The sequence below is a fragment of the Candidatus Pelagibacter sp. Uisw_121 genome, assembly GCF_047722545.1.
GTDB lineage: Bacteria > Pseudomonadota > Alphaproteobacteria > Pelagibacterales > Pelagibacteraceae > Pelagibacter.
Window position 1 is genome coordinate 339,756 of sequence record NZ_CP159816.1, and the last position, 20,982, is coordinate 360,737.

General features: G+C 30.1%; 21 protein-coding genes and 1 pseudogene. 9 read left to right on the top strand and 13 right to left on the bottom strand.

All coding sequences use genetic code 11. The annotated features are described in order from the left end of the window. Positions 1-14: 14 nt before the first annotated feature. From ABXT52_RS01880 to ABXT52_RS01895, 4 genes are all read left to right on the top strand, one after another. Positions 15-596 carry an FMN-dependent NADH-azoreductase gene (locus tag ABXT52_RS01880; RefSeq protein WP_415272196.1) on the top strand — a complete coding sequence of 194 codons (582 nt, stop codon included), beginning with the start codon at positions 15-17 and terminating at the stop codon, positions 594-596. Further along, the gene (locus ABXT52_RS01885) at positions 596-1,402 is read left to right on the top strand and encodes an inositol monophosphatase family protein (RefSeq protein WP_415272197.1); all 807 of its coding nucleotides are present in this window, start codon (positions 596-598) and stop codon (positions 1,400-1,402) included. Before ABXT52_RS01880 ends, ABXT52_RS01885 begins: the two co-directional genes overlap by 1 nt. Continuing rightward, on the top strand, positions 1,403-1,963 hold the full coding sequence (locus ABXT52_RS01890) for a DUF924 family protein (RefSeq protein WP_415272198.1): 561 nt from the start codon (positions 1,403-1,405) through the stop codon (positions 1,961-1,963). Positions 1,964-2,182: 219 nt separating this feature from the next. Further along, positions 2,183-2,530: a DUF952 domain-containing protein gene (locus tag ABXT52_RS01895; RefSeq protein ID WP_415272199.1), complete on the top strand. Its 348-nt coding sequence runs from the start codon at positions 2,183-2,185 to the stop codon at positions 2,528-2,530. Between the two features lie 357 nt (positions 2,531-2,887). On the opposite strand, the gene ABXT52_RS01900 is transcribed toward ABXT52_RS01895, so the two are convergent. From ABXT52_RS01900 to epsC, 7 genes are all read right to left on the bottom strand, one after another. Then, positions 2,888-3,106 carry a DUF2798 domain-containing protein gene (locus ABXT52_RS01900; RefSeq protein WP_415272200.1) on the bottom strand — a complete coding sequence of 73 codons (219 nt, stop codon included), beginning with the start codon at positions 3,104-3,106 and terminating at the stop codon, positions 2,888-2,890. 4 nt (positions 3,107-3,110) lie between these two features. Then, positions 3,111-3,443 (bottom strand): DMT family transporter, encoded by a 333-nt coding sequence (locus tag ABXT52_RS01905; protein ID WP_415272201.1) that lies wholly within the window; start codon positions 3,441-3,443, stop codon positions 3,111-3,113. Between the two features lie 14 nt (positions 3,444-3,457). Then, entirely contained in the window at positions 3,458-4,462 is a 1,005-nt protein-coding gene (locus ABXT52_RS01910; protein WP_415272202.1) for an NAD-dependent epimerase/dehydratase family protein, read from the bottom strand. Positions 4,463-4,466: 4 nt separating this feature from the next. Further along, on the bottom strand, positions 4,467-5,207 hold the full coding sequence (locus ABXT52_RS01915) for a glycosyltransferase family 2 protein (protein WP_415272203.1): 741 nt from the start codon (positions 5,205-5,207) through the stop codon (positions 4,467-4,469). Positions 5,208-5,413: 206 nt separating this feature from the next. Then, positions 5,414-7,294, bottom strand: coding sequence for a hypothetical protein (locus tag ABXT52_RS01920; RefSeq protein WP_415272204.1), 1,881 nt, complete (start codon positions 7,292-7,294; stop codon positions 5,414-5,416). A gap of 6 nt (positions 7,295-7,300) precedes the next feature. After that, a complete protein-coding gene (locus ABXT52_RS01925) occupies positions 7,301-8,302 on the bottom strand; it encodes a cysteine synthase A (protein WP_415272205.1) in 1,002 nt (333 codons plus the stop codon). Beyond that, a complete protein-coding gene (gene epsC, locus ABXT52_RS01930) occupies positions 8,302-8,880 on the bottom strand; it encodes a serine O-acetyltransferase EpsC (RefSeq protein ID WP_415272206.1) in 579 nt (192 codons plus the stop codon). Before epsC ends, ABXT52_RS01925 begins: the two co-directional genes overlap by 1 nt. Before the next feature lie 74 nt (positions 8,881-8,954). Between epsC and ABXT52_RS01935 the strand changes: the two are divergent. The 5 genes and pseudogenes from ABXT52_RS01935 to ABXT52_RS01955 all read left to right on the top strand — a co-directional run bounded on the left by ABXT52_RS01935 (position 8,955) and on the right by ABXT52_RS01955 (position 13,754). Next, positions 8,955-9,366, top strand: a pseudogene (locus ABXT52_RS01935) (VOC family protein). A 178-nt stretch (positions 9,367-9,544) separates the two neighbouring features. After that, complete coding sequence (locus tag ABXT52_RS01940) at positions 9,545-10,507, top strand: glycine betaine ABC transporter substrate-binding protein (RefSeq protein ID WP_415272207.1); 963 nt, start codon at positions 9,545-9,547, stop codon at positions 10,505-10,507. An 84-nt stretch (positions 10,508-10,591) separates the two neighbouring features. Further along, on the top strand, positions 10,592-11,644 hold the full coding sequence (locus ABXT52_RS01945; RefSeq protein ID WP_415272208.1) for a quaternary amine ABC transporter ATP-binding protein: 1,053 nt from the start codon (positions 10,592-10,594) through the stop codon (positions 11,642-11,644). Next, positions 11,634-13,139 (top strand): ABC transporter permease, encoded by a 1,506-nt coding sequence (locus ABXT52_RS01950; protein WP_415272209.1) that lies wholly within the window; start codon positions 11,634-11,636, stop codon positions 13,137-13,139. Before ABXT52_RS01945 ends, ABXT52_RS01950 begins: the two co-directional genes overlap by 11 nt. A gap of 9 nt (positions 13,140-13,148) precedes the next feature. Further along, a complete protein-coding gene (locus ABXT52_RS01955) occupies positions 13,149-13,754 on the top strand; it encodes a LysE/ArgO family amino acid transporter (protein ID WP_415272210.1) in 606 nt (201 codons plus the stop codon). A gap of 1 nt (position 13,755) precedes the next feature. Here ABXT52_RS01955 and hisD read toward each other — a convergent pair whose 3' ends face one another. From hisD to ABXT52_RS01985, 6 genes are all read right to left on the bottom strand, one after another. Then, entirely contained in the window at positions 13,756-15,042 is a 1,287-nt protein-coding gene (gene hisD / locus ABXT52_RS01960; protein WP_415272211.1) for a histidinol dehydrogenase, read from the bottom strand. A gap of 62 nt (positions 15,043-15,104) precedes the next feature. Further along, entirely contained in the window at positions 15,105-16,016 is a 912-nt protein-coding gene (locus tag ABXT52_RS01965; RefSeq protein WP_415272212.1) for a bifunctional enoyl-CoA hydratase/phosphate acetyltransferase, read from the bottom strand. 99 nt (positions 16,017-16,115) lie between these two features. Next, positions 16,116-17,126 (bottom strand): Ldh family oxidoreductase, encoded by a 1,011-nt coding sequence (locus ABXT52_RS01970; RefSeq protein WP_415272213.1) that lies wholly within the window; start codon positions 17,124-17,126, stop codon positions 16,116-16,118. An 18-nt stretch (positions 17,127-17,144) separates the two neighbouring features. Then, positions 17,145-19,058: an ABC transporter permease subunit gene (locus tag ABXT52_RS01975; RefSeq protein WP_415272214.1), complete on the bottom strand. Its 1,914-nt coding sequence runs from the start codon at positions 19,056-19,058 to the stop codon at positions 17,145-17,147. Position 19,059: 1 nt separating this feature from the next. Beyond that, positions 19,060-19,857: an ATP-binding cassette domain-containing protein gene (locus ABXT52_RS01980; protein WP_415272215.1), complete on the bottom strand. Its 798-nt coding sequence runs from the start codon at positions 19,855-19,857 to the stop codon at positions 19,060-19,062. Between the two features lie 88 nt (positions 19,858-19,945). Then, positions 19,946-20,890, bottom strand: a complete 945-nt coding sequence (locus tag ABXT52_RS01985) for an ABC transporter substrate-binding protein (protein ID WP_415272216.1) — start codon at positions 20,888-20,890, stop codon at positions 19,946-19,948. Positions 20,891-20,982: the final 92 nt, after the last annotated feature.

The window sequence follows — 20,982 nt, forward strand, 5'->3', positions numbered from 1 at the left end:
AACAATCTATACTTATGAAAATTTATCAAATTGACTCAAGTGCCAGAAAAGAAGGATCAAGTTCAAGAGCATTAGCAAAAAAATTACTAGATAAAATTAAAAAACCAGGTGATGAAGTAATTTATAGAGATTTAGATGATGATATGCTTTTTGTTAGTGGCTTAACTGAGTCTGGAATGAAGATTGCGGAAAAAGACCAAACTGAAGATCATAAAAAAATGTTTGAACTCTCAGATAAACTTGTCACTGAATTAAAAGAAAGCGATATTATTATAATTTCAGCACCAATTTATAATTATGGCCCTCCAGCAACACTAAAAGCTTGGTGTGATCTAGCTGCAAGAATTGGTGAGACCTTTAGGTTTAAACCCAATGGAAGAAGAGAAGGATTACTTAAAAATAAACAAGCCTATTTAGTAATAACTTCAGGTGGAACCAAATTAAATAGCCCAGAGGATTTTTTAACTCCATGGTTAAAATTTATATTAAATTTCTTTGGAATTGAAAAAGTTGAAGTAATAAGTGCTGATCAAATGGCGTTAGATTACGAAAAATCAATTAAAGAAGCTGAAAAACAAATTGAAAATATAATATAATGAATTTATTAAATAAGACGGATTACAAGTTATATTCCAACTTCTTAAATACTCTAGCAAAAGACTTAAATAAATTTTATTATTCAAAACTTAATAAAACTTTTGCCACATCTAACAAACTAAAAGGCAAAGGGTATGATCCTGTTACAACATCCGATAAAGCATTTGAAAAATTTATTAGGTTAAAGATAAAAAAAAAATTTCCAAGTCATCAAGTTATAGGTGAAGAATATGGTCACAAAAAATCAACCAGTGATTATACATGGGTCATAGACCCGATTGATGGAACAAGATCATTTGTAATAGGTAATCCAACGTGGAGCAATTTAATATCTCTAAATTTTAAAGGAATACCAGTTGTTGGTTTAGCAAATTTTCCAATATTAAATAAATACTATTTAAACTTTGATAATAAAAATTCTTTTATTTTTGAAAAAGGTAAAAAAAGAAAAATTTCTGTTTCAAAAAAAATACTATTTAGTCAGATTAAAGTATCAGGAGCATTTCATGGAGCTGTCTCTCCTAAACAACAAATGACAATTCCAAAAGTTTTAAAATTAATGCAATTTCCAACTGCAGATGCATTAAGTTACACCCATTTATGTGAGGGAAAAATTGATGTTGTTTTTCAAGCTAATAATAAAATTTGGGATATTCACCCATTGATGCCAATTATAAAAGCTTCAGGAGGAATTGTTACAACTTGGGATAATAGAAATGCAGTTAATGCTGGAAATATTTTAGTTTCAGCTGATCAATCTATTCATAATAAAATGCTTAAACTTTTAAAACCTATTTCAAAATAAATGCATACAAGAGCTAAAAAAATATTAGATTTTTGGTTTAAAGAAACCCCACTAAAAAAAAGATTTCAAAAACATAAAGACTTTGATGCGCTAATAAAAAATAATTTTTTAAAAGATTATGAGTTAGCAGGTTCAAATGAGTATGATGATTGGCAAGACAGCCCCCTTGGCTCTTTAGCTCTAGTAATTTTATTTGACCAATTTTCAAGAAATATGTTTAGAGATGATCCAAAAGCATTTAACCAAGATCATAAAGCAAGGTTGATAGTTAATGACTCAGTTTATGCAGGATTTTTAGATGAAATGGATCAAGATCAAAAGTTTTTTATGATATTACCACTAATTCACAGTGAAGAGATCACAGATCATGACATGGCCTATTATCTACTAGATAAATTCTTAAAAGATCATCCAGGTTTAATCTCTATAAAAAAATCTTGGAAAGATCACAGCTCAGCAATAAAGAAATTTCACAGATATCCTCATCGAAACTTAATGTTAGGTAGAAAATCTACTCCTGAAGAAATAATGTTTCTAGCTCAACCAAATTCATCTTGGTAAAATGTTCACTAAGTGAACACAAAAAATAAGATATTCGATATTAGCATTGCTCCAGTGACAATAAGTCATTTTAATATTTAAAAGTCCAGTCTATAAGGAGCCTGCAAAATTCAAAAATTAACATTATCTTCTCTCTCTATTAGATAGTTAATATTAGCTTCCCTCGAAAGAGGGAAGTTTCTTATTGTCATAATCTCCGCTGAATAATATAAATTTTAAATGAATTTGAAATTTGTTTATAAAATATCTACCAAATCTGAGTGGCAAGAAATTAAGAGTAAAGGTCAATGGATAGGTTCTAAAAAAGATTTAGAGGATGGTTACATTCACTTTTCAGGTGATGATCAAGTTGCTGGAACTCTTAAAAAATTTTACCAAAATCAAAAAGATTTAATTTTATTAAAAATAGATACTTTAAAGTTAGATCATTTAGTTTGGGAACAAGCATCAGACGGAACTATGTTTCCACATTTATATTCACCACTGAATATTTCTAATGTAGTAGACGAATTTGATATTACTTTAGATGATGAAGGTACTCATGTGTTACCAAATATTTTTAACTGATCTTTTAAGGGGGTCACCCTTTCAGTAAACTCCAAAAGAGTTCCCCTGTAAGTCAGCGGTTTACGCTAAAACCTATAATAATAGGTTTTTTATTTTTAATGGTCTTATTAGGTCTTTGATTATTAAATCACACCAGTTATGTGTCAGGTGGTGATAAGTTCATAATCAACCTCCTTTATTGATTTTTAGACATTATCATTTCTAAAAATTACACTCAAAACATTTATTTTACTTTAAGTGAAATAAATCAATTGTATGCAACCTAGCAAAGTAATAGAATTTCGATAATTTAAGAAATCTCCTTATAATATTTTCTTCTTTAAAAAAAATTTATAATTTTAATTATAATTAATTTTTTTAAGCAATTTTATTTGCAATTACTTTAGCAATAGGTCCCATAATGAATGCTGCAACTAAGGCGACAGGAAAAGCAAAAGTGAATGCATTAAAATACCTTTCAAAAAATCCATCATTAAAACCAGTGTTAACTAATGTAACAACACAGCTCATAATTATACTCATGCCAAAAGACATTATAATAAGAAACATTGGTTGAGAAAATTTTTTAGGCAACATATTTTTACTTATTGCCTAGTAAGTTAACTATTAATACACCGGCAATAATTAAAATTAAACCAACAACAGAATAAAAATTTGGTATTTGATTAAATCTAATTACACCAACAATTACAGTTGAAATAATTGTTAATCCAGCAAATGAGGCATAAGTAATTCCCATTGGGATATTTTTCATCACCATTGAAAGTGCATACATGCATGCAACTATTGTTATACCCGTAATAAAACTTGGAAAGAGAAGGGTGAACCCTTCAGCACTTTTTGCAAAGCTATTTGAGGTTACTCCTAAAACAACTGCTAGGATTAGAAATCCATATGAAGTAGCGAGACTCATTAAAAAGTTGTAATTCAAAATTTTTTATTCTTCCAAGTTTCAGGAGTTAATTCATTATTTATTTCAATATCATAATTATACTCAAATTTTTTGGGACCTTTAGATTTAATGAAGTCTATAACTTTATCTATAGAGTCACTTAAATTTACTGATGTTTTATAATTTAATAATTTTCTAGCTTTATTTGAAGAGCAAATAGCATGTTTTACTTCATTGGGCCTATCTTTTACATACTCAGCTTCTCCATTATATTTGAGTTTATTACAAAGGATTTTAAAAAGTTCGTTGATAGTTATACTATCTTCATCTGGTCCAATATTAAAAGTTTCAGATACAATACTTTTGTTAGTTATAAGTTTGTCTAAACAATAAATACAATCATCTATATCTGAAAAATTTCTTGTTTGTTCACCATTTCCGTAAATTATTGGTTGTCTATTCTGTAAAATTAAATTCGTCATAATTGAAACCACATTTCTGAAGGGATCATCATATTTTTGTTTAGGACCTATAATGTTATGAGGGACAGCAATATTATATTCAATATTATGTGTTTGAGCTAAAATTTTTAGCGTTTCTTCAGCTGCTAATTTTGAAACTCCATAAGGGTCAACAGGATTAACTTTTTGACCTTCATGAAATGGTGGATTTATATTTCCATATCTTGCCATAGAAGAACAAAAAACAATTCTCTTAACTTTATTTTGAATAGCTGCTGTAAAGACAGAGACAGATCCAATATAATTACTTTTACAAATTAAAAAGGGTGAAAATGAAGAAAGACCTTCATGAGGATATGCTGCAGTATGTACGACAACATCAACGTCACGAATTATTTTTGACATTTCTTCAAGATTTTCACAATTTGCCTTAAAAAATCTAATTTTATTCTTATTAATATTATCCAATGTTCCACCAATAAGATTGTCACAACCTGAAACTTCGTAATTTTTTTTTAAATAATAGTCGGCTAAATTGGCACCTAAAAACCCCGCTATACCTGTAATAAAAATTTTCATAAATTTATTTTTTAAATTTTGATTTTATAGTTGTTAATAATACTTGTAATCCATAAGGAATAGATTTTAAATGAGAGATCTCGTCACCATAATGGGTAGGTATATGTATTTCTAAAATATTTAATTTTTTTTTAAGAAATTCAATTATAATTTCAGTGTCAAAGTGATAATAATTTGCTTTATTTTCAAATTCGATACGTTTTAAACTTTCTACTCTAAAAGATCTATACCCAGAATGAAATTCACTTATTCTTGAACCTAGAATAATATTTTGAATAAAAGTTAAACCAATGTTGCCTAAAAATTTATAAAGTGGCATTCCACCTTCCAGAGCACTTTTGTAAGATTTCATTCTTGATCCAAATACCGCATCCAAATTATCATCGTGAAACATCTTTATAAATCTAGGCAGTTCCTCAGGCGCGTATTGACCGTCTCCATGTAACATAATTAAATATTCATATGAATTTTTAATTCCATATTTAAAAGCATATTTTTGTACACCACCATAACCTAAATTTGTTTCACTATTGTAAACTTTAAAATTATAATCAAAATCTTTATTTATTTTCTCAATTTCAGATGAAGTTTCATCAGAAGAAAAATCATTAATAATTAACAAATCAATATTATTTTCTAAAAAAATTTCTTTAGGTATTCTTGAAATTACAGAATAAATTTTTTTTCCAACATTATAAGCTGGAATAAAAATTAAAATATTTTTCTTTGAGGTTGAATGGTTCATATCTTAATATAATTATATTTTCTCCTGATTTAAATTTTATAGACTTATATGTATTCATTAATTTTTCAATATTAACATATTTACCATTAAGTTTTGCGGTCCAAAAAGGATCAAAATTGTCAATATAACTTAAAAAACCATTGTCTAAGGAGTAAAATTTAATTTTTATTTCATTATTTGAGAAATCAAGAATCTCAATTAAAACTTCATTTTTTTTTCTCGTAATTTAATGACTCTTTTACAAATGATACAGGATTATCATAATTTAAATTTGCTGATAAAAAAATTTTTTTGTTAGCTTTATTTAAACCAAAAAATATTTCAAGATGATTTACTTCATCAGAATTTAAATTAGTTTTTTCAAAACCAGCCCTATCGTAATAAGTCCAAAAAATAGTATTATGGTGTCTATTGCCCCAATTTAAAAAATTGTTAATAGTAAATGCATTATCTCTAAAGTAGTTATTTCCATGAACTAAATTTTTTATTCTAGGTTTTTCAAAGCTTTTAATCAGAATATTATTAGCATTATATTCCCTATAAGTGTCAGGTGTTTTCCATTTATTTAAACTCCACTGAAGATTAGCATTAACAAATTGCTCAAATGCAGTTAATAAAATTACTGAATAAAATAGATATATTTTCTTTTTTTCTAAATTGAGACTAAACGAGTTTTTTAAAAAAAAATTTAACAACAAAATTAATATTAATGTCGATAGAATGTTAATTCTACCATCAGCCATAGTTACATATAGACTTAGAGGAAAATTTAAATTTTCTTTGGCAAATAAGATCCTTTTTTCATGCCATTCGAACCAATATGAATCTTTTATATCAAGATAAAAAAGTATTATTTGTAATAACAAAATTGATACTAGAGATATATTAAGTAAATAAAATTCTTTATTAGAGAATTTTTGTAATTTATCATAATCTAAAATTTTTTTAAATGCTAATGCTGCAATTAAACTTAAAACAGGAACAAATAAAATATTGATTCTTGGCCAAGTTCTCATATTTTGAATAAAATCTATTTTTTCCCATAAAAATTTAAATAATATTGTTTGGCTTGAAATACTTAAAAATGTAATTATCAAAAAAGAAATTAAAGCAAAATATGTAATTGAATTCTCTTTGTTTGAGAAAGTTGCTCTTTTTCTCAAAAATAAAATAAAATAAATTATAATGATAAAAGTAAAGAATATTCCAAAATAATATCTTCCTTCTGTATTTGATACTACTGGATAAAACCATGAGCCTAAAATATCCAAGTAATCGAATGTATGTTCAGTCGCATACTCATAACTTTTTAAATCTCTGTCTTGAGTAAGGGATAAAGTTTTAAAAACTCCATATAACCAGGGTGATGTAATAATCAATGACAGAGAAGCTGGAAAAATACATTTTAGAATATTTAAAATTGAATATTTAATTTCGTTTTTATTTAAAAGAAAAACTAAAATATAATAAATAAAAGTTATAATAAAGATGTAGACAATAAAGTAAGGATATCCAGCTGTGAGTATAAATAAACTTGAAAAAAAAATTAATAAAAATGATTTATAAAATTTTGTTTTATTAAAACTATAATTAATCCCCAACAAAAGATAAGGCAACCAACAAAAAGTGTGTATCGCATTAGGCAATCTAATAAAGTTAGAAACTATTAGTGTCATTGGAACAATTAATGTAACAATTAAACAAATTGAGTTTGATGAAACTTTTAGATTTTTAAGCCAATAATATTGTCCAACAGAATAAATAGAAATTCCAAATATAATAAATATTAAATAATCATTTAATGAAAACGTATTTTTTAGATCACAAATTAAAAATAAAATCCAGGATGGTAAATAAAAAAATTGAGCAAAAGGATTGTAAATTAATGTAAAACCAGCTCCTTCACTAGGGGACCAAAAAGGTATCTGACCATCTTGCCAAAATTCAAAAATATATTTTTTATAAGAGTAATAAATTAAATCAAAATCATTACCCATCACAATAAAACTACTAGTAAGTGGAATATAAAATATAAATGGCCAAGCAATTAATAAAATATTAAAAAGTATTGATCTTTTTTTAATCATTGAACCTTAAAGCCATCTTGGAAAAGGCAAACTTTTTTCTTCTAGAAATTTTTTATTAAACATTTTAGTAGCGTACTTCTCACTTTTATCACAAAGTATTGTAACAATAGTTTTTCCAGGGCCCAGTTCTTTACCTAATCTTATTGCTCCCGCTATATTAATTCCACAGCTAGTACCAAGGCTTAAACCTTCATTTTCAATTAAATCATAAAGAATAGGCAATGCTTCATGATCATCAATAGAGTAGGCGTCATCTATTTTAGCATTTTCAAAATTCTTTGTTACTCTACTTGAGCCAATACCTTCAGTAATTGAGCCACCCTCTGATTTTAACTCACCATTTTTTATATAATTATAAAGAGCAGAACCTTTGGGGTCAGATAAAAATATTTTAATATCTTTATTTTTCTCTTTAAGAGCGTTACTTACTCCAGAAATTGTTCCACCCGTTCCTGACGAACATACAAAGCCATCAACTTTACCTTCAGTTTGTTCCCAAATCTCTTTACCTGTTGTTTCATAATGGCCCTTAGCATTTGCAACATTGTCAAATTGATTAGCCCAAACAACTCCATTGTTATTTGATGGTCTTAGTTCATCAGCAAGTTTTGCTGCAACTTTTACAAAATTTGCATCATCTTTATAAGGTTTAGCTGGAACTAATCTTAAATCAGCACCAATATTTCTAAGAAGATCTTTTTTTTCTTGGGTTTGATTATCATTCATTACAATGATTGTTTTATAACCAAGTGAATTACCAAGTAGACATAAGCCAATACCAGTATTACCAGCTGTTCCCTCAACAATAGTTCCACCTCTAGAAATTAATTTTTTACTCTCAGCATCTTTAATTAAAGCTAGTGCCGCTCTATCTTTAACAGATCCACCTGGGTTCATAAATTCAGCTTTACCGTAAATATTACATCCAGTAATTTCTGATGCAGCTCTAAGTTTGATTAAAGGAGTATTACCTATTCCTGAAATAAAATTGTCTTGAATAATTTTCATTAACTAGAAGTATCTTTATTTGTTTCCTCAACAGCATAAGGTTTAAATTCTTCAGTTGCTGTCCCGACATTTTTAGCAGGTATTCCAACCATTACTGCATTTTCAGGAACATCTTTAGTAACAACCGCATTAGCTCCAACTTTAGCGTTTGCACCAATTATTACAGGTCCTAAGATTTGAGCACCAGATCCAACAACAACACAATCATTTAATGTTGGGTGTCTCTTAACTTGTCTTTGATCATATGAATTAATACTTGGGGATATTCCACCTAACGTTGCCATATGATAAATAGTTACATTATTTCCAATTTCAGATGTTTCACCTATTACAACACCCATACCATGATCAATAAATAAATTTTTTCCAATCTTTGCACCTGGATGAATTTCTATTCCAGTTAAAAACCTTGAAAGTTGAGAGATTATTCTTGCAATCAAATAAAATTTAGCAAGTTGAAAAAAATTAGCAATTCTGTGAAAAAAAACTGCTTTAACACCAGGGTAAGTTAAGATTAAACTTAGTTTAGATTTTGCCGCAGGATCTCTATCAATTATAGATTGTAAAAAATTGTTCATTGTTTGCTAGTGTTGATTATAAATTTATATTGCTTTATATAAGCTTTAAATAAGCAATTTAAAGAGGAAAATTTATGTACAAAAATACTAACTGTTTTCATTTAGCAATACCTTGTGGTGATTTAGAGAAAGCGAAACATTTTTACAGTGAAATATTAGGTTGTAGATTAGATAACTCAGCTCAAGAATGGGCGGATGTAGATTTTTGGGGAAATGAACTGACACTTCACGCAAGTGAACATAAACTTGAAAGTGAAAGACATGATGTTGATATGGGCAATGTTTCTGTTCCTCATTTTGGTGTACATTTGTCTAGACAAAATTTTGATGCTCTTAAAAGCAGACTAAGAAAAAAAAAATACCAAATATTATGACGAACCTTACTTAAGGTTTAAAGGTACTAAATATGAGCAAGAAACATTTTTTGTTAAAGACCCTAATGAAAATATTTTAGAAATTAAAACACTGACTGCAAATCCAGAATAATTTCTTTACTAAAAACAAAGACACTAAAGCACTAAACCTATACCTTCAAAGTAAGACTATTTGGATTAGCCATTCATAAAAAGATAAATAGCAGTAGGATTATTAGTAGATAATTTGCTTTGACTCGTTCAAAAGTTTTAAGTTATGCTTAGTTTTTAAATTAATCGAGAGGGATATAATGAAAATAATAAAAACTACACTTGTAGCTGGTTTAATTTCTTTATTTACTACTTTTTCTGTATTTGCTGAGAAAGTTAAAATAGGAGATCCAGGTTGGACAGGTGCAACAGCTATTGCAAATTTATTAGCAGCAGTTGTTAATGAAAAAATGGGTGGAGAAGCAGAATTAGTACCAGGAAATAATACTGCGATCTATGGTGCAATTGATAGAAGCAAAGGTGAGATAGAAGTTCACCCTGATATCTGGCTACCTAATCAACAGGCTTATACTAATGATCTAGTTCCTAAAGGAACTCTTAAGTTAAGTTCAAAACCTTACGAGGGAAACCAAGGATATTGTGTATCTCAAAAGTTTGCTAAAAAAATGAATATTACAGCAATTGAAGACTTAGCTAGACCAGAGGTTGTTAAAGCAATGGACAGCGATGGAAATGGTAAAGGTGAATTTTGGATTGGTGCTGATGGATGGGCTTCTGCAAATGTAAACCAAGTTAAACTTAGAGATTATGGTTTATATGATGCGGGTATTGAACCTATCAGAGCTGCTGAAGCTGTAAAAAATGCAAGAGTACTTGACTCAATTAAAAAAGGTGAAGGTTATGCATTTTATTGTTACAAGCCGCATGCAATTTGGGGAATGGCTGACGTAGTTATGTTGACAGAACCAAAACATGATACAGCTAAATACAAAATGGTTCAGCCTAAAGAAGATGCTGACTGGTACAAAAAATCTTATGTTGCATCAAAAGATGCACTTAAAAAAATCCAAATTGGTTGGGGTACTTCGTTAGAAAGTAAATCTCCAGCTATTGTTGAGTTTTTTAAGAACTTTCAGTTAACAGGAGATGATGTGTCAGCTATGGCGTATGCAATTTCGGTTGAAAAAAAACAACCAGCTGATGTTGCTAGAACATGGATGAAAAATAATAAATCTAAAGTTGATGGTTGGTTAGGACTTTAAGTTAAGTTAAATTTTTACCCGGCGACTTTATTTGTTGCCGGGTATATTTCTTAAAAAAAATTATTAAATTTTCGAACGGATCTGATGGACTCAGCTATTGAAATAAAAAATGTTTGGAAGATATTTGGCAATACTTCAGAAGAAGCATTAAATGCTATTCAAAATAAACATATTTCAAAACAGGAAGCTTTAGAAAAATATAATTCAGTAATTGGCGTATCCAATGTATCTTTTGACGTTAAAAAAGGAGAGATTTTTTGTGTAATGGGTCTTTCTGGCAGTGGTAAATCTACCTTAGTTAGACATATCAATAGATTATTAGAACCTACCTCAGGAAAAATTTTGATCGATAATGAAGATGTGATGAAATTTGATCCAAAAAGTTTACAGGATTTAAGAAATAAAAAGATAGGCATGGTTTTCCAAAACTTTGCTTTAATGCCTCACCGATCAGTATTAGACAATATAGCAATGCCGCTTGAAATAAGAGGTATTAGTAAAAATGATAGGTTGGATGCTGCTAATAAGATTTTAGATATTGTAGAGCTCCAGGGTTGGGGAAATAAATTTGCTCATGAACTTTCAGGTGGAATGCAACAAAGAGTGGGATTAGCAAGAGCTTTAGCAGCGGATCCTGATGTTTTATTAATGGATGAACCTTTTAGTGCACTAGACCCATTAATAAGAAGACAACTCCAAACAGAATTTATCAAACTTTCAAAACAAATGAAAAAAACTACAGTATTTATAACTCATGACTTAGACGAAGCAGTAAGAGTAGGTCATAGAATTGCAATAATGAGAGATGGAAAAGTTATCCAAATAGGAACACCAGAAGAAATAGTCATTAAACCAGCAGATGATTATGTAGCTGACTTTGTTAAGGGAATATCAAGATTAAAGATTGTTCAAGCAAAATCTATCATGCAGCCTATTGAGAAATTTGAAAAAAAATTTGGATCAATAGGTAAAAATTTAGAAAGCGTTCATGAAAATGATTTACTAAATAAGTTGATAGAAAAATCCTCTATTAAAGATGAGCCGATATTAGTAATTAATAATGAAAACAAAAATATTGGTATAATAACACAGGCAGACTTATTAAAAGCAGTTGTAGAAGGTAGTGATGGAGAATAAAGTAGTCAGAAATCCTTCGAGAGATGAATTAATTACTGATTTTGTAAAAAGTAATCCAGACTATTATATTAAAGAATTTAAAAAAATTGGTAGCAAACCTACTTACTCATTTTCATTTAATTTATTTGCATTCATATTTGGACCAATTTGGTTTGGAATGCGTAATGTTTGGAATTGGACTTTAGCGTTTTTAATTATTGAAACTTTTTCAGTAGTACAAATAATCAGAGGTTTATTTGGTAATATTACAGCAGAGGCTATTGCCAAAGTTGAGCAAGTTAAAGGCACAATAGCTTTTAGGAATAAACAATTAGAGGCAGCGATAGAAAATAATCCAGATAAAATTGATGTGTTTAAAAGAAATATAAAATCTTTAGAGGATGCTATGCAAGGTTATCTAGATGAAATTACGAGAGTAGAAGCTTCAGCAATTTGGATTACAATTTTTGGTTTTATTTTATTAATAGCAGTCAAGATTGCTCAAGGTGTTTTGGCAAATTCAATTTTAGAAAAGAAATATTCTGAATGGTTATCTGATAAATCTATTCATCCAGGGATGCAGATAAAAAATTATATTTTAAGTGGTGTTTTTACCTCTGTTATAATGATTTTCACAGTTATCCATTACAGTTTTCCGGGCTTACTTCAGGTAATGGATACATTCCCAACTCATCCTGAGATAAGATTATTTTCAATTAAATGGATTGAAATTATTTTTGATTATGCTGTTGTTAAAGGAGATTTAATTTTTACTGCCATAACAATTGGTATTAGGTCCGTATTAGATTTCTTAGAATTATTATTTGTTAAAACTCCCTGGATTGTAATTATAACTGCAATTGTAACTTTAACAGGCTTATCAGCAGGGCCAAGAGCTGCAATCTATTCAACAGGATTTTTATGTTACATGGGTTTTTTAGGTTTTTGGGTTAAAGCAATGACGACACTTGCCTTATTAGGAACTGCTGCAATTTTAAGTATAGCAATCGGAATTCCGCTTGGAATTTTCTGCGCAAGACGACAAAGATTTTATTCATTAATTAGACCGATAATGGATTTCATGCAAACAATGCCAGCCTTTGTATTTATGATTCCAGTAATAGCATTTTTTGGAACTGGAAAGGTTGCTGCAGTAATTATTACAATGATTTTTGGTGGTACACCTGTTGTAAGACTTACAGTTTTAGGGTTACGTGGAGTGCCAGAAACAATTCGAGAAGCTGCTATCGCATACGGTGCAACTAAATGGTATTTGTTGAGAAAAGTAGATCTACCACTAGCTACACCTTCAATTTTAGCAGGTGTTAATCAAACAGTAATGTTAAGTTTAGCAATGGTGGTTGTAGCATCTTTAATTGGTGCAAAAGGTTTAGGTCAAGATGTTCTTGAGGCATTACAGTATGCTAATGTTGGACAAGGTATACTTGCGGGTATAGCTATTTTATTTGTTGCACTAATACTTGATAGGGTTGTTCAGGGAAAAAAAAGAGTTTAATAAAACTTAATGGATTATTTAATATTAGGTTTTTTAACTGGATTAAGTTTAATTTTAGCAATAGGTGCTCAAAATATATTTGTCATAGAACAAGGTTTAAAAAAACAATATGTTTTTATTGTATGTTTAATATGTTCAGTTTCTGACTTTTTATTAATTTTTTTAGGAATTTTTTTATTTCAATATCTAAATCATTATTTTACCCCAACTATTGAGTTGGTTTTTAATATTTTACTCTTAATATTTTTATTACATTTTATTTGGGTAAAAATTAAAACTAAAGTTTCAGAGACTTCATTTGATATAGGTAATAAAATTAATAATTTACCCAATATTGCTGTTAAAACTCTAGGTTTTACTTTTTTAAATCCACACGTTTATTCAGACACTGTATTTTTCCTAGGAAACTTCTCTAAAAGCCTTAGTCAAGTGGATAAGTATTATTTCGGTACTGGGGCAGCTATTTCTTCATTCCTATTTTTTTTTGTAATAGGGTATCTTTCAAAATATTTTTCTAAATACCTTAAAAGTTCAAAAGTGTGGAAAAAAATAAATTATTTGATTATTCTTTTTATGTCTATTTTGGCTTTAACAGTGTTAATGGAAATTATCTAATTTAATTAGAATAACCGTACTTTTTAAGTCTAACGTCGCCTGTTCTTGCGTGTGCTTCCATTCCTTCGTATCTAGAAATTCTTGCAGCTGCAGCACCAACTAATTCAGTGGACTCTTTCGTCATTCTTTGGAAACTTAAAGTTTTAACAAACTTGCCAACGAATAATCCACCCGTATATCTTCCTGCACCTTTAGTTGGAAGTATATGATTAGTTCCTGAACATTTATCTCCATAAGCAACGGTTGTTTCTTCACCAATAAATAAAGAACCATAGTTCGTAAGTCTTTTATGAAACCACTCTAAATTTTCTGTCTGAACTTCTAAATGCTCCGGTGCATACTTATCACTAATAGTTGCCATTTCTTCATCGGTATCACAAAGAATAACTTCACCATAATCTCTCCAAGCAGCATCTGCGTTTGTTCTTGGAACTTCTGGTAATTCAGCAATTAACTCTGGAACTCTTTTCATTACTTTTTCTGCAAGTTCTTTACTTGTGGTATACAACCAACAAGGTGAATTGTAGCCGTGTTCTGCTTGACCAACTAAATCTACAGCTACTATCTCAGGGTCAGCCTTACCATCTGCAATAATTCCAATTTCTGTAGGACCTGCAAACAAGTCAATACCCACTTTTCCAAATAAAATTCTTTTAGCCTCTGCTACAAACTGGTTTCCAGGACCAACAATAATATCAGCTGCAGGATTATTGAATAAACCATTAGTCATTGCAGCAATTGCTGGAACACCACCTAAATTTAAAATTACATCAGCACCACATAAGTCAGCTGTATAAATAATTGTTGGATGAGCACCTACACCTTCTTTTGGAGGGCTACAGGCGATAACATTTTTTACACCTGCAACTTTTGCTGTAGTCACACTCATAACAGCTGATGCAATGTGCGCATAACGACCACCTGGCACATAACATCCAGCAGTATTAACTGGTATTAGCTTTTGACCAGCAAATAATCCATCTGAAAGTTCTACTTCAAAGTCCTGACCATAATTTTTTAATTGAGCTTCTGCAAATTTTCTAACTCTTTCGTATGAAAACTGAACATCATCTTTTGTTTTTTGATCTAACGTTTTTTTGATTTCTTCAATTCTTTCTTTAGAAACAATAATGTCACCATCATACTTGTCAAATTTCTTTGTAAGATCGATACAACCTTGTTCTTTAGTGGTTTCAATATTTTTTAACAAATCTTGAACAATTCCAGTTGTTTTAGTGTCGTCTGTTGATGATGTTTTTGGTGATTTTTTTAAATAAGCTATAGACATTGTTTTCCTCTCTAATTTTGAAGCTTTATTTAAAACATTAATATGATTATTTCAATGAAGAATTAGTCTAAAGCAACAACAGCAGCAGCAATGGAGGCCAGTCTAGCTTGTGCTTCATCAGATCTACTAGTAATTACTATTGGAACTTTACCGCCCACTACAACACCAGCTGCACAAGCGCCCATAAAGTAAATCATCATTTTAACTAAACTATTTCCAGTCTCAACACTTGGAACTAACAATACATCTGCATCACCAGCTACAATATTCTTAACACCTTTTATAGCAGCAGATTTTTTTGAAATACTATTATCAAATGCTAAAGGACCAAAAATATCTGCATTTAAATTATCTTCTTTTGCAAGTTTTGTAATTTCATTTGCTTCAATAGAACTTGGCACACTATCTAAAATTTCTTCTGTCGCTGATAGAACTGCAACTTTTGGTCTTTCAATTCCTATACGATTTGAAAAATCAATTACATTTCTTAAGATATGCATTTTTGTTTTTACATTAGGTAAAACGTTTAAAGCACCATCAGTAATTATAAGTGGCTTATCATTTTTAGTATTTGTCATATGCCATATGTGGCTTAGTCTTGTTTTTCCAAGTAAATTGTAATCTCTTTTTAAAACTTCCTTCATTAAAATATCTGTATGAATATGACCCTTAACAATAATTTTTACTTTCTTTTGACTTGCAAGTTTTGCAGCTATTGCTGCTGTGTTATTTTCTATAGGTTCATGAATTATCTCATACGATGAGATGTCCCATTTTAGATCTTCAGCACATTTAAGAATTTCTTTTTTGTCACCTATAAAGATAGGTGTAATTAGGTTTTCATTAACAGCATCCTGAACTGAGAGCATTGGTAAGGGTAAACCCGCATTAACGATAGCAGCACTAACACCTTTTTTCTTATGTGCATGGTCTAGAAGGTTATTAGGACAAACAATTTCTTTATTTGAAAGCATGAGATATACTTATCTGTAATTTAAGAAAAGTATATAGTGTTAAAAGATAATGATTGAAGCATAAAAAGTTCATATCTCAAACCAAGTTTTATTTAGCAATTAAATATTTTGCAAATACTCCAAATCTTTTAAGACAGCTTTTGAAATATGAATTTCTTTTTTAAGATTACTTTTAAATCTATTGACCTTACTTTGTCCTGGATAAAGAATTTCTTTAATACCTTTTATCTTAGGTAGTTTTTTTATAGTTTTGATATTGTCTTTTATTCTTTTATTAAAGGAATTACCGACAAATAAATTAGGCTTTAAAACAAAGAATAAATGACCAATATTTTGTGGACCACTAAAATCAGTAAATGGATCCTTAACTCTACCCGCATGATTACCACCCGTTAATACACCACTTAAAATATCAACCATCCAAGCTAATCCTGACCCTCTAAAACCAGCTATAGGTAACTGAACTCCTTCTAATGCTTTTTTTGGGTCTGTAGTTGGCTTGCCAAATTTATCTAAAGCAACACCTTCAGGAATTTTTGTTCCTTCTCTTGCAGCAACTCTAATCTTTCCTCTGTTAATCATTGAAATTGAAGTATCTAAAATAAAAGGAACTTTAGAGCCTGTTGGGGTTCCAAAGCAAATAGGGTTTGTTCCAAATAAACTTTTTAAAGCACCATGAGGCGCAACTGCTGGAGGTGCATTAGTAAATACCATTACCATTAAACCTTTTTTAACCGCTTGCTCTGCGTAATAACCAGACAAACCATAATGACCACTATTTTTTACCGCAACTAAGCCAATACCTGTTTTTTTAGCATTACCTATTGCTGTTTTAATAGCAGTATCTGCTGCAACAAAACCAATACTGTTATTGCCATCAACGTGTGCAATTGATTGAGATATCTTTTTAACTTTAATTTTAGCTTTAGGATTAATAACTTTTTTATTAATTCGATCACAGTACATTTTTAATCTAGATAATCCGTGAGAAGGCGCACCAACTAATTCAGCATTGATTAATGCTTCAGCACATATAGATGCATGCTCTTTACTTAGCTTGTGACAGATAAAAATATCTTTAATGATAACCTTTAATTTAGAAGAATTCATAATTCATTAAATGATTGGTTAACCTTTACCATGCCATGGAATTGTTTTGGTAATTATTTTTCTTAAAGCAATATCAAATAAAAGACCAAGCATACCCATTACAAAAATAGTTATCCAAATAACTTCATATTGAAAATATTTTTTAGCAACGTTTTCAACAAATCCGATACCTGTAGTACCTGCTAAAAACTCAGCTGCAACCAAAGTCCCCCAACACATTCCAACAGCAACTCTAACACCTGTTAAAATCTCAGGTAAAGAGTTTGGAAAAATAACATATCTTAATATTTGCCATCTCGATGCACCAAGTGAGTGAGAGGCATGAATTTTAGATAATTGAGTTCCAGAAGCACCAGCTCTAGCAGAGATGATCATAATTGAAAATGAAACCATAAATAATAGGAATACTTTTCCAACGTTATCAATTCCAAATACAGTAATAACAAGAGGAGCCCAAGCAAGTGGAGGAACTGGTCTGTAAAGTTCAATTAATGGATCAAAGAACCCTTTAGCAAATCTATTTAAACCCATCAATAAGCCAAGTGGTACACCAAATATTATTCCAAGAATTAAACCTAAAAATACTCTTAAAAAAGAGTCCCAAATATGTCCCATTGGGACAGGTATTTTGAATAATGTAAATTCACCAGTAGCAACATTTAAAACTTTACTTTTAAAATTTGGTTTTACAGTTCCATCATCACTATGAACTGGGTATTTACCAGGGATAATATCTGCTATCCAATCTGGTAAAATAAAGCCAACAACTTTACTAACATCCATCATTTCGTACCAAATCAGCGGAATATTTTTAAATCCAACACTTGGTTTTAATAAAAGTGTAAATTTTTTTAAAGTATCTGATGGTTTAGGTAGCCACCTGCCAGAACCTTGCTCTGAACAATTAGGACCACTTGAAATTATTGTTCCAGTTGGAAATAAAAATATATCAATTAATCTTAGATTTCCTTGTTCTTTTTTTTGAATAACATCAAATTCTAAAATTGCTTGTTGCATAGTATCAAGAGTTTTTGGAGGAAATATGCTTGCGTACTCAATTCTTCTTGCAATTTTAAGTACATCTTTTGCTAATATTGATGCCACCTCTTGCGTGTCATCTAGTTCTGATCTATATTTTTTTATTCCATCTTTGATTTCTTTCATCAAAGATTTGTATTGTGAATTATGATTTCTTAATTTGAAAAAATCATCACTAATTAAAGTTAATTCTTTTGCTGCAGCATCAAACTTTAATCCTTTTTTAGTTTCAGGAATAGTTGGAATTTCAATTGTATTTTCTACAGCTGTTCCTGAAGATCCCCATCCACCTTGTATTTTTAAAGCTTCAATTCTCGCATTTTCTTCTTCAAGACTTTTTATTGGTGGATAACTTATCTTTTGGAAATCCTCTGTTAACCAAGCTATTCTATTAGTTAGTTCACTGATCTTAATTTTTGTTTCATTTTCAAGAAGGTCCTCATTAGTTAACAATGGAATCGTTCTTTTAGTTTTTTGAATAAAACCTAAAAGTCTATCTTTATCTTGATTTCTTATTACTGATGAATTTCTAATTTCATTAGTTAATTTTTCAATATTACTATTTTCAGCCTTAATAATTGAAGTACTTTTAAATTCCCTTTCATTTATTGGAAACAAATACTTTAATGAAAGCATCGAGTCATTTACTTTTGCAACTTGGCAAAGTTCATTAGCAGACTGAGGATAAAAAGACTTTGCTAAATCCCATGAATAATAAAGCCATGCTATTAATAAAAAGCTACTTCCAACAATAATCCAGTGGGCCCCACCTTTGGCTCTTTCAGGGTTCCCAAAAACAGCATCTATTTTTTCAGTCTTGGCTAATTTTATTCCATAAAGGATAGAACCTATAACTGCAAATATAATTAAAAATGTTATAATACCTGTAATCATATTAAATCTCTTTACCCATTATTTCTTCTTCCATGTTCCAAATCATGGTTAGAATTTCTTCTCTTTTACTTCCAAAATCTTTGGTTTTTTTAATTTCTCTTAAATCACCGTCTATCCCCATTGAAGCAAAGGGTAGTTTATACTCCTTATGTATTCTGCCTGGTCTTGGTGCCATTACATATAATCTTTCTCCAAGTAACAAAGCTTCCTCAACTGAGTGGGTAATTAAAATAATTGTTTTTCCAGTTTCTTTCCAGATTTTTAAGACTAACGACTGCATCTTTTCTCTTGTTAGTGCGTCTAGTGCCCCCAAAGGTTCATCCATTAAAATTAAATCTGGATCATTAATTAAACATCGTGCAAGAGCAACTCTTTGCTGCATACCGCCAGATAATTGATAAGTAGGTGTATCTCCAAAGCCTTGTAAGCCAACTATATTTAACCATTCCTCAACTTTTTTTGCTGTTTTAATTGGATCTTCTTTTTTCATTCTCAAGCCAAAGTCAACATTTTCTGCAACTGTTAACCATTCAAATAAAGCACCTTGTTGAAAAACCATTCCTCTTTCAACACCAGGGCCGTTAATTTCATTTCCGTTAAGAGTAATTACTCCTGAAGTTGGTCTAAGAAAGCCAGCTGTAATATTTAGTAAAGTTGTTTTTCCACATCCAGAAGGACCAAGAACAGTTAAAAGTTCTCCTTTTTTAAGTGTGAAATTTACATCTTTTAATGCATGAACAGTTTCTCCTTTTGGAGTTTTAAAGATCATGTTTAGATTTTGAGAAATTAAATCACTCATAGAAATAAATTTATATTAAATTTTATTTAAAAAAATAGGCACCAATTTAATAAATTGGTGCCTATTTAATTTTATCTTACTCTCTAAATTATAGAGGTAAAAAGCTCGTATCTACTGCTCCTTTAGGAGTACCCATTCCTTTTAAGAAACCATCAAGAGTTCCACCTGATTCCATAGATTTTTTAGTATCTGTAGCATTCAAGAATACAAATCCACCTAAAGTTTCCTTCATATCTCCAAGTTTCATCTCAGCATCTTTTGCGATTACATTCATATCACTTTTACCAGCTGCGTATCTAGCATTAGCTTCATGAGTTACTTCTATGAAAGTTCTCAGCATTCCTGGATTTTCTTTCATAAATTTATCAGTAACAGATGTAATATCGATACCTTTGATACCTGCATCTCGAGCTGCTTGAACTGTTAACAATCTTGTACCAACAGTTAAAGCTGCTTTAATAGAGTTACCGCCAAATAAACAAGCCATTGAAACGTCACCAGAAACTAGTGCAGCAGCACCTTCTTCAGGGTCCATTTGAATAACAGTCATTTTGCTTTTATCAGCACCAACAACTTTCATACTTTCATCAAAAACATACTCAGCCATAGTTCCTAGAGGAACTGCAACTTTTTTGCCTTCTAACTCAGAGCCGTTCGCTGATGTAATACCAGAAGCTTTAGATGTAACACAAGTTGTACCACCCATTCCGTATTCCATAGCAACGTCTACAAGTTTTAACGGAGCTTTAGATTTAACAGCATTAATAAATGGCACTAAACCTTGTGAGTAAGAGATATCTATATCTCCTGCTAACATAGCGTCAGTCATTGCACCACCGTTTGAAAAGTTAGTCCATTTTACTGGAACACCTAGAGCTTTATCAAACATCATTTTAACTTTGTCTTCTTGGTTTGGAGTAGGCCATTCTAAAAAGAACGCAACTCTAACTTCTTTAGCAGCAGCGTTAGCAACTGACATAGAAAGGTTAAGAGCAACTACAGTACCAAGAATAAAACCAATTATTTTTTTCATTATTATTCCTCTGTTAATTTAATTAAATTAGAGTCATTAAAATTCAATTCTGATGAGATGTAAAACAAAAAACATATACACACCCTGAGGTT

Coding starts and splice junctions, on each gene's coding strand:
- ABXT52_RS01880 (WP_415272196.1), top strand. CDS start 15: ATGAAAATTTATCAAATTGACTCAAGTGCCAGAAAAGAAGGATCAAGT.
- ABXT52_RS01885 (WP_415272197.1), top strand. CDS start 596: ATGAATTTATTAAATAAGACGGATTACAAGTTATATTCCAACTTCTTA.
- ABXT52_RS01890 (WP_415272198.1), top strand. CDS start 1,403: ATGCATACAAGAGCTAAAAAAATATTAGATTTTTGGTTTAAAGAAACC.
- ABXT52_RS01895 (WP_415272199.1), top strand. CDS start 2,183: ATGAATTTGAAATTTGTTTATAAAATATCTACCAAATCTGAGTGGCAA.
- ABXT52_RS01900 (WP_415272200.1), bottom strand. CDS start 3,106: ATGTTGCCTAAAAAATTTTCTCAACCAATGTTTCTTATTATAATGTCT.
- ABXT52_RS01905 (WP_415272201.1), bottom strand. CDS start 3,443: ATGAGTCTCGCTACTTCATATGGATTTCTAATCCTAGCAGTTGTTTTA.
- ABXT52_RS01910 (WP_415272202.1), bottom strand. CDS start 4,462: ATGAAAATTTTTATTACAGGTATAGCGGGGTTTTTAGGTGCCAATTTA.
- ABXT52_RS01915 (WP_415272203.1), bottom strand. CDS start 5,207: ATGAACCATTCAACCTCAAAGAAAAATATTTTAATTTTTATTCCAGCT.
- ABXT52_RS01920 (WP_415272204.1), bottom strand. CDS start 7,294: ATGATTAAAAAAAGATCAATACTTTTTAATATTTTATTAATTGCTTGG.
- ABXT52_RS01925 (WP_415272205.1), bottom strand. CDS start 8,302: ATGAAAATTATTCAAGACAATTTTATTTCAGGAATAGGTAATACTCCT.
- epsC (WP_415272206.1), bottom strand. CDS start 8,880: ATGAACAATTTTTTACAATCTATAATTGATAGAGATCCTGCGGCAAAA.
- ABXT52_RS01940 (WP_415272207.1), top strand. CDS start 9,545: ATGAAAATAATAAAAACTACACTTGTAGCTGGTTTAATTTCTTTATTT.
- ABXT52_RS01945 (WP_415272208.1), top strand. CDS start 10,592: ATGGACTCAGCTATTGAAATAAAAAATGTTTGGAAGATATTTGGCAAT.
- ABXT52_RS01950 (WP_415272209.1), top strand. CDS start 11,634: ATGGAGAATAAAGTAGTCAGAAATCCTTCGAGAGATGAATTAATTACT.
- ABXT52_RS01955 (WP_415272210.1), top strand. CDS start 13,149: ATGGATTATTTAATATTAGGTTTTTTAACTGGATTAAGTTTAATTTTA.
- hisD (WP_415272211.1), bottom strand. CDS start 15,042: ATGTCTATAGCTTATTTAAAAAAATCACCAAAAACATCATCAACAGAC.
- ABXT52_RS01965 (WP_415272212.1), bottom strand. CDS start 16,016: ATGCTTTCAAATAAAGAAATTGTTTGTCCTAATAACCTTCTAGACCAT.
- ABXT52_RS01970 (WP_415272213.1), bottom strand. CDS start 17,126: ATGAATTCTTCTAAATTAAAGGTTATCATTAAAGATATTTTTATCTGT.
- ABXT52_RS01975 (WP_415272214.1), bottom strand. CDS start 19,058: ATGATTACAGGTATTATAACATTTTTAATTATATTTGCAGTTATAGGT.
- ABXT52_RS01980 (WP_415272215.1), bottom strand. CDS start 19,857: ATGAGTGATTTAATTTCTCAAAATCTAAACATGATCTTTAAAACTCCA.
- ABXT52_RS01985 (WP_415272216.1), bottom strand. CDS start 20,890: ATGAAAAAAATAATTGGTTTTATTCTTGGTACTGTAGTTGCTCTTAAC.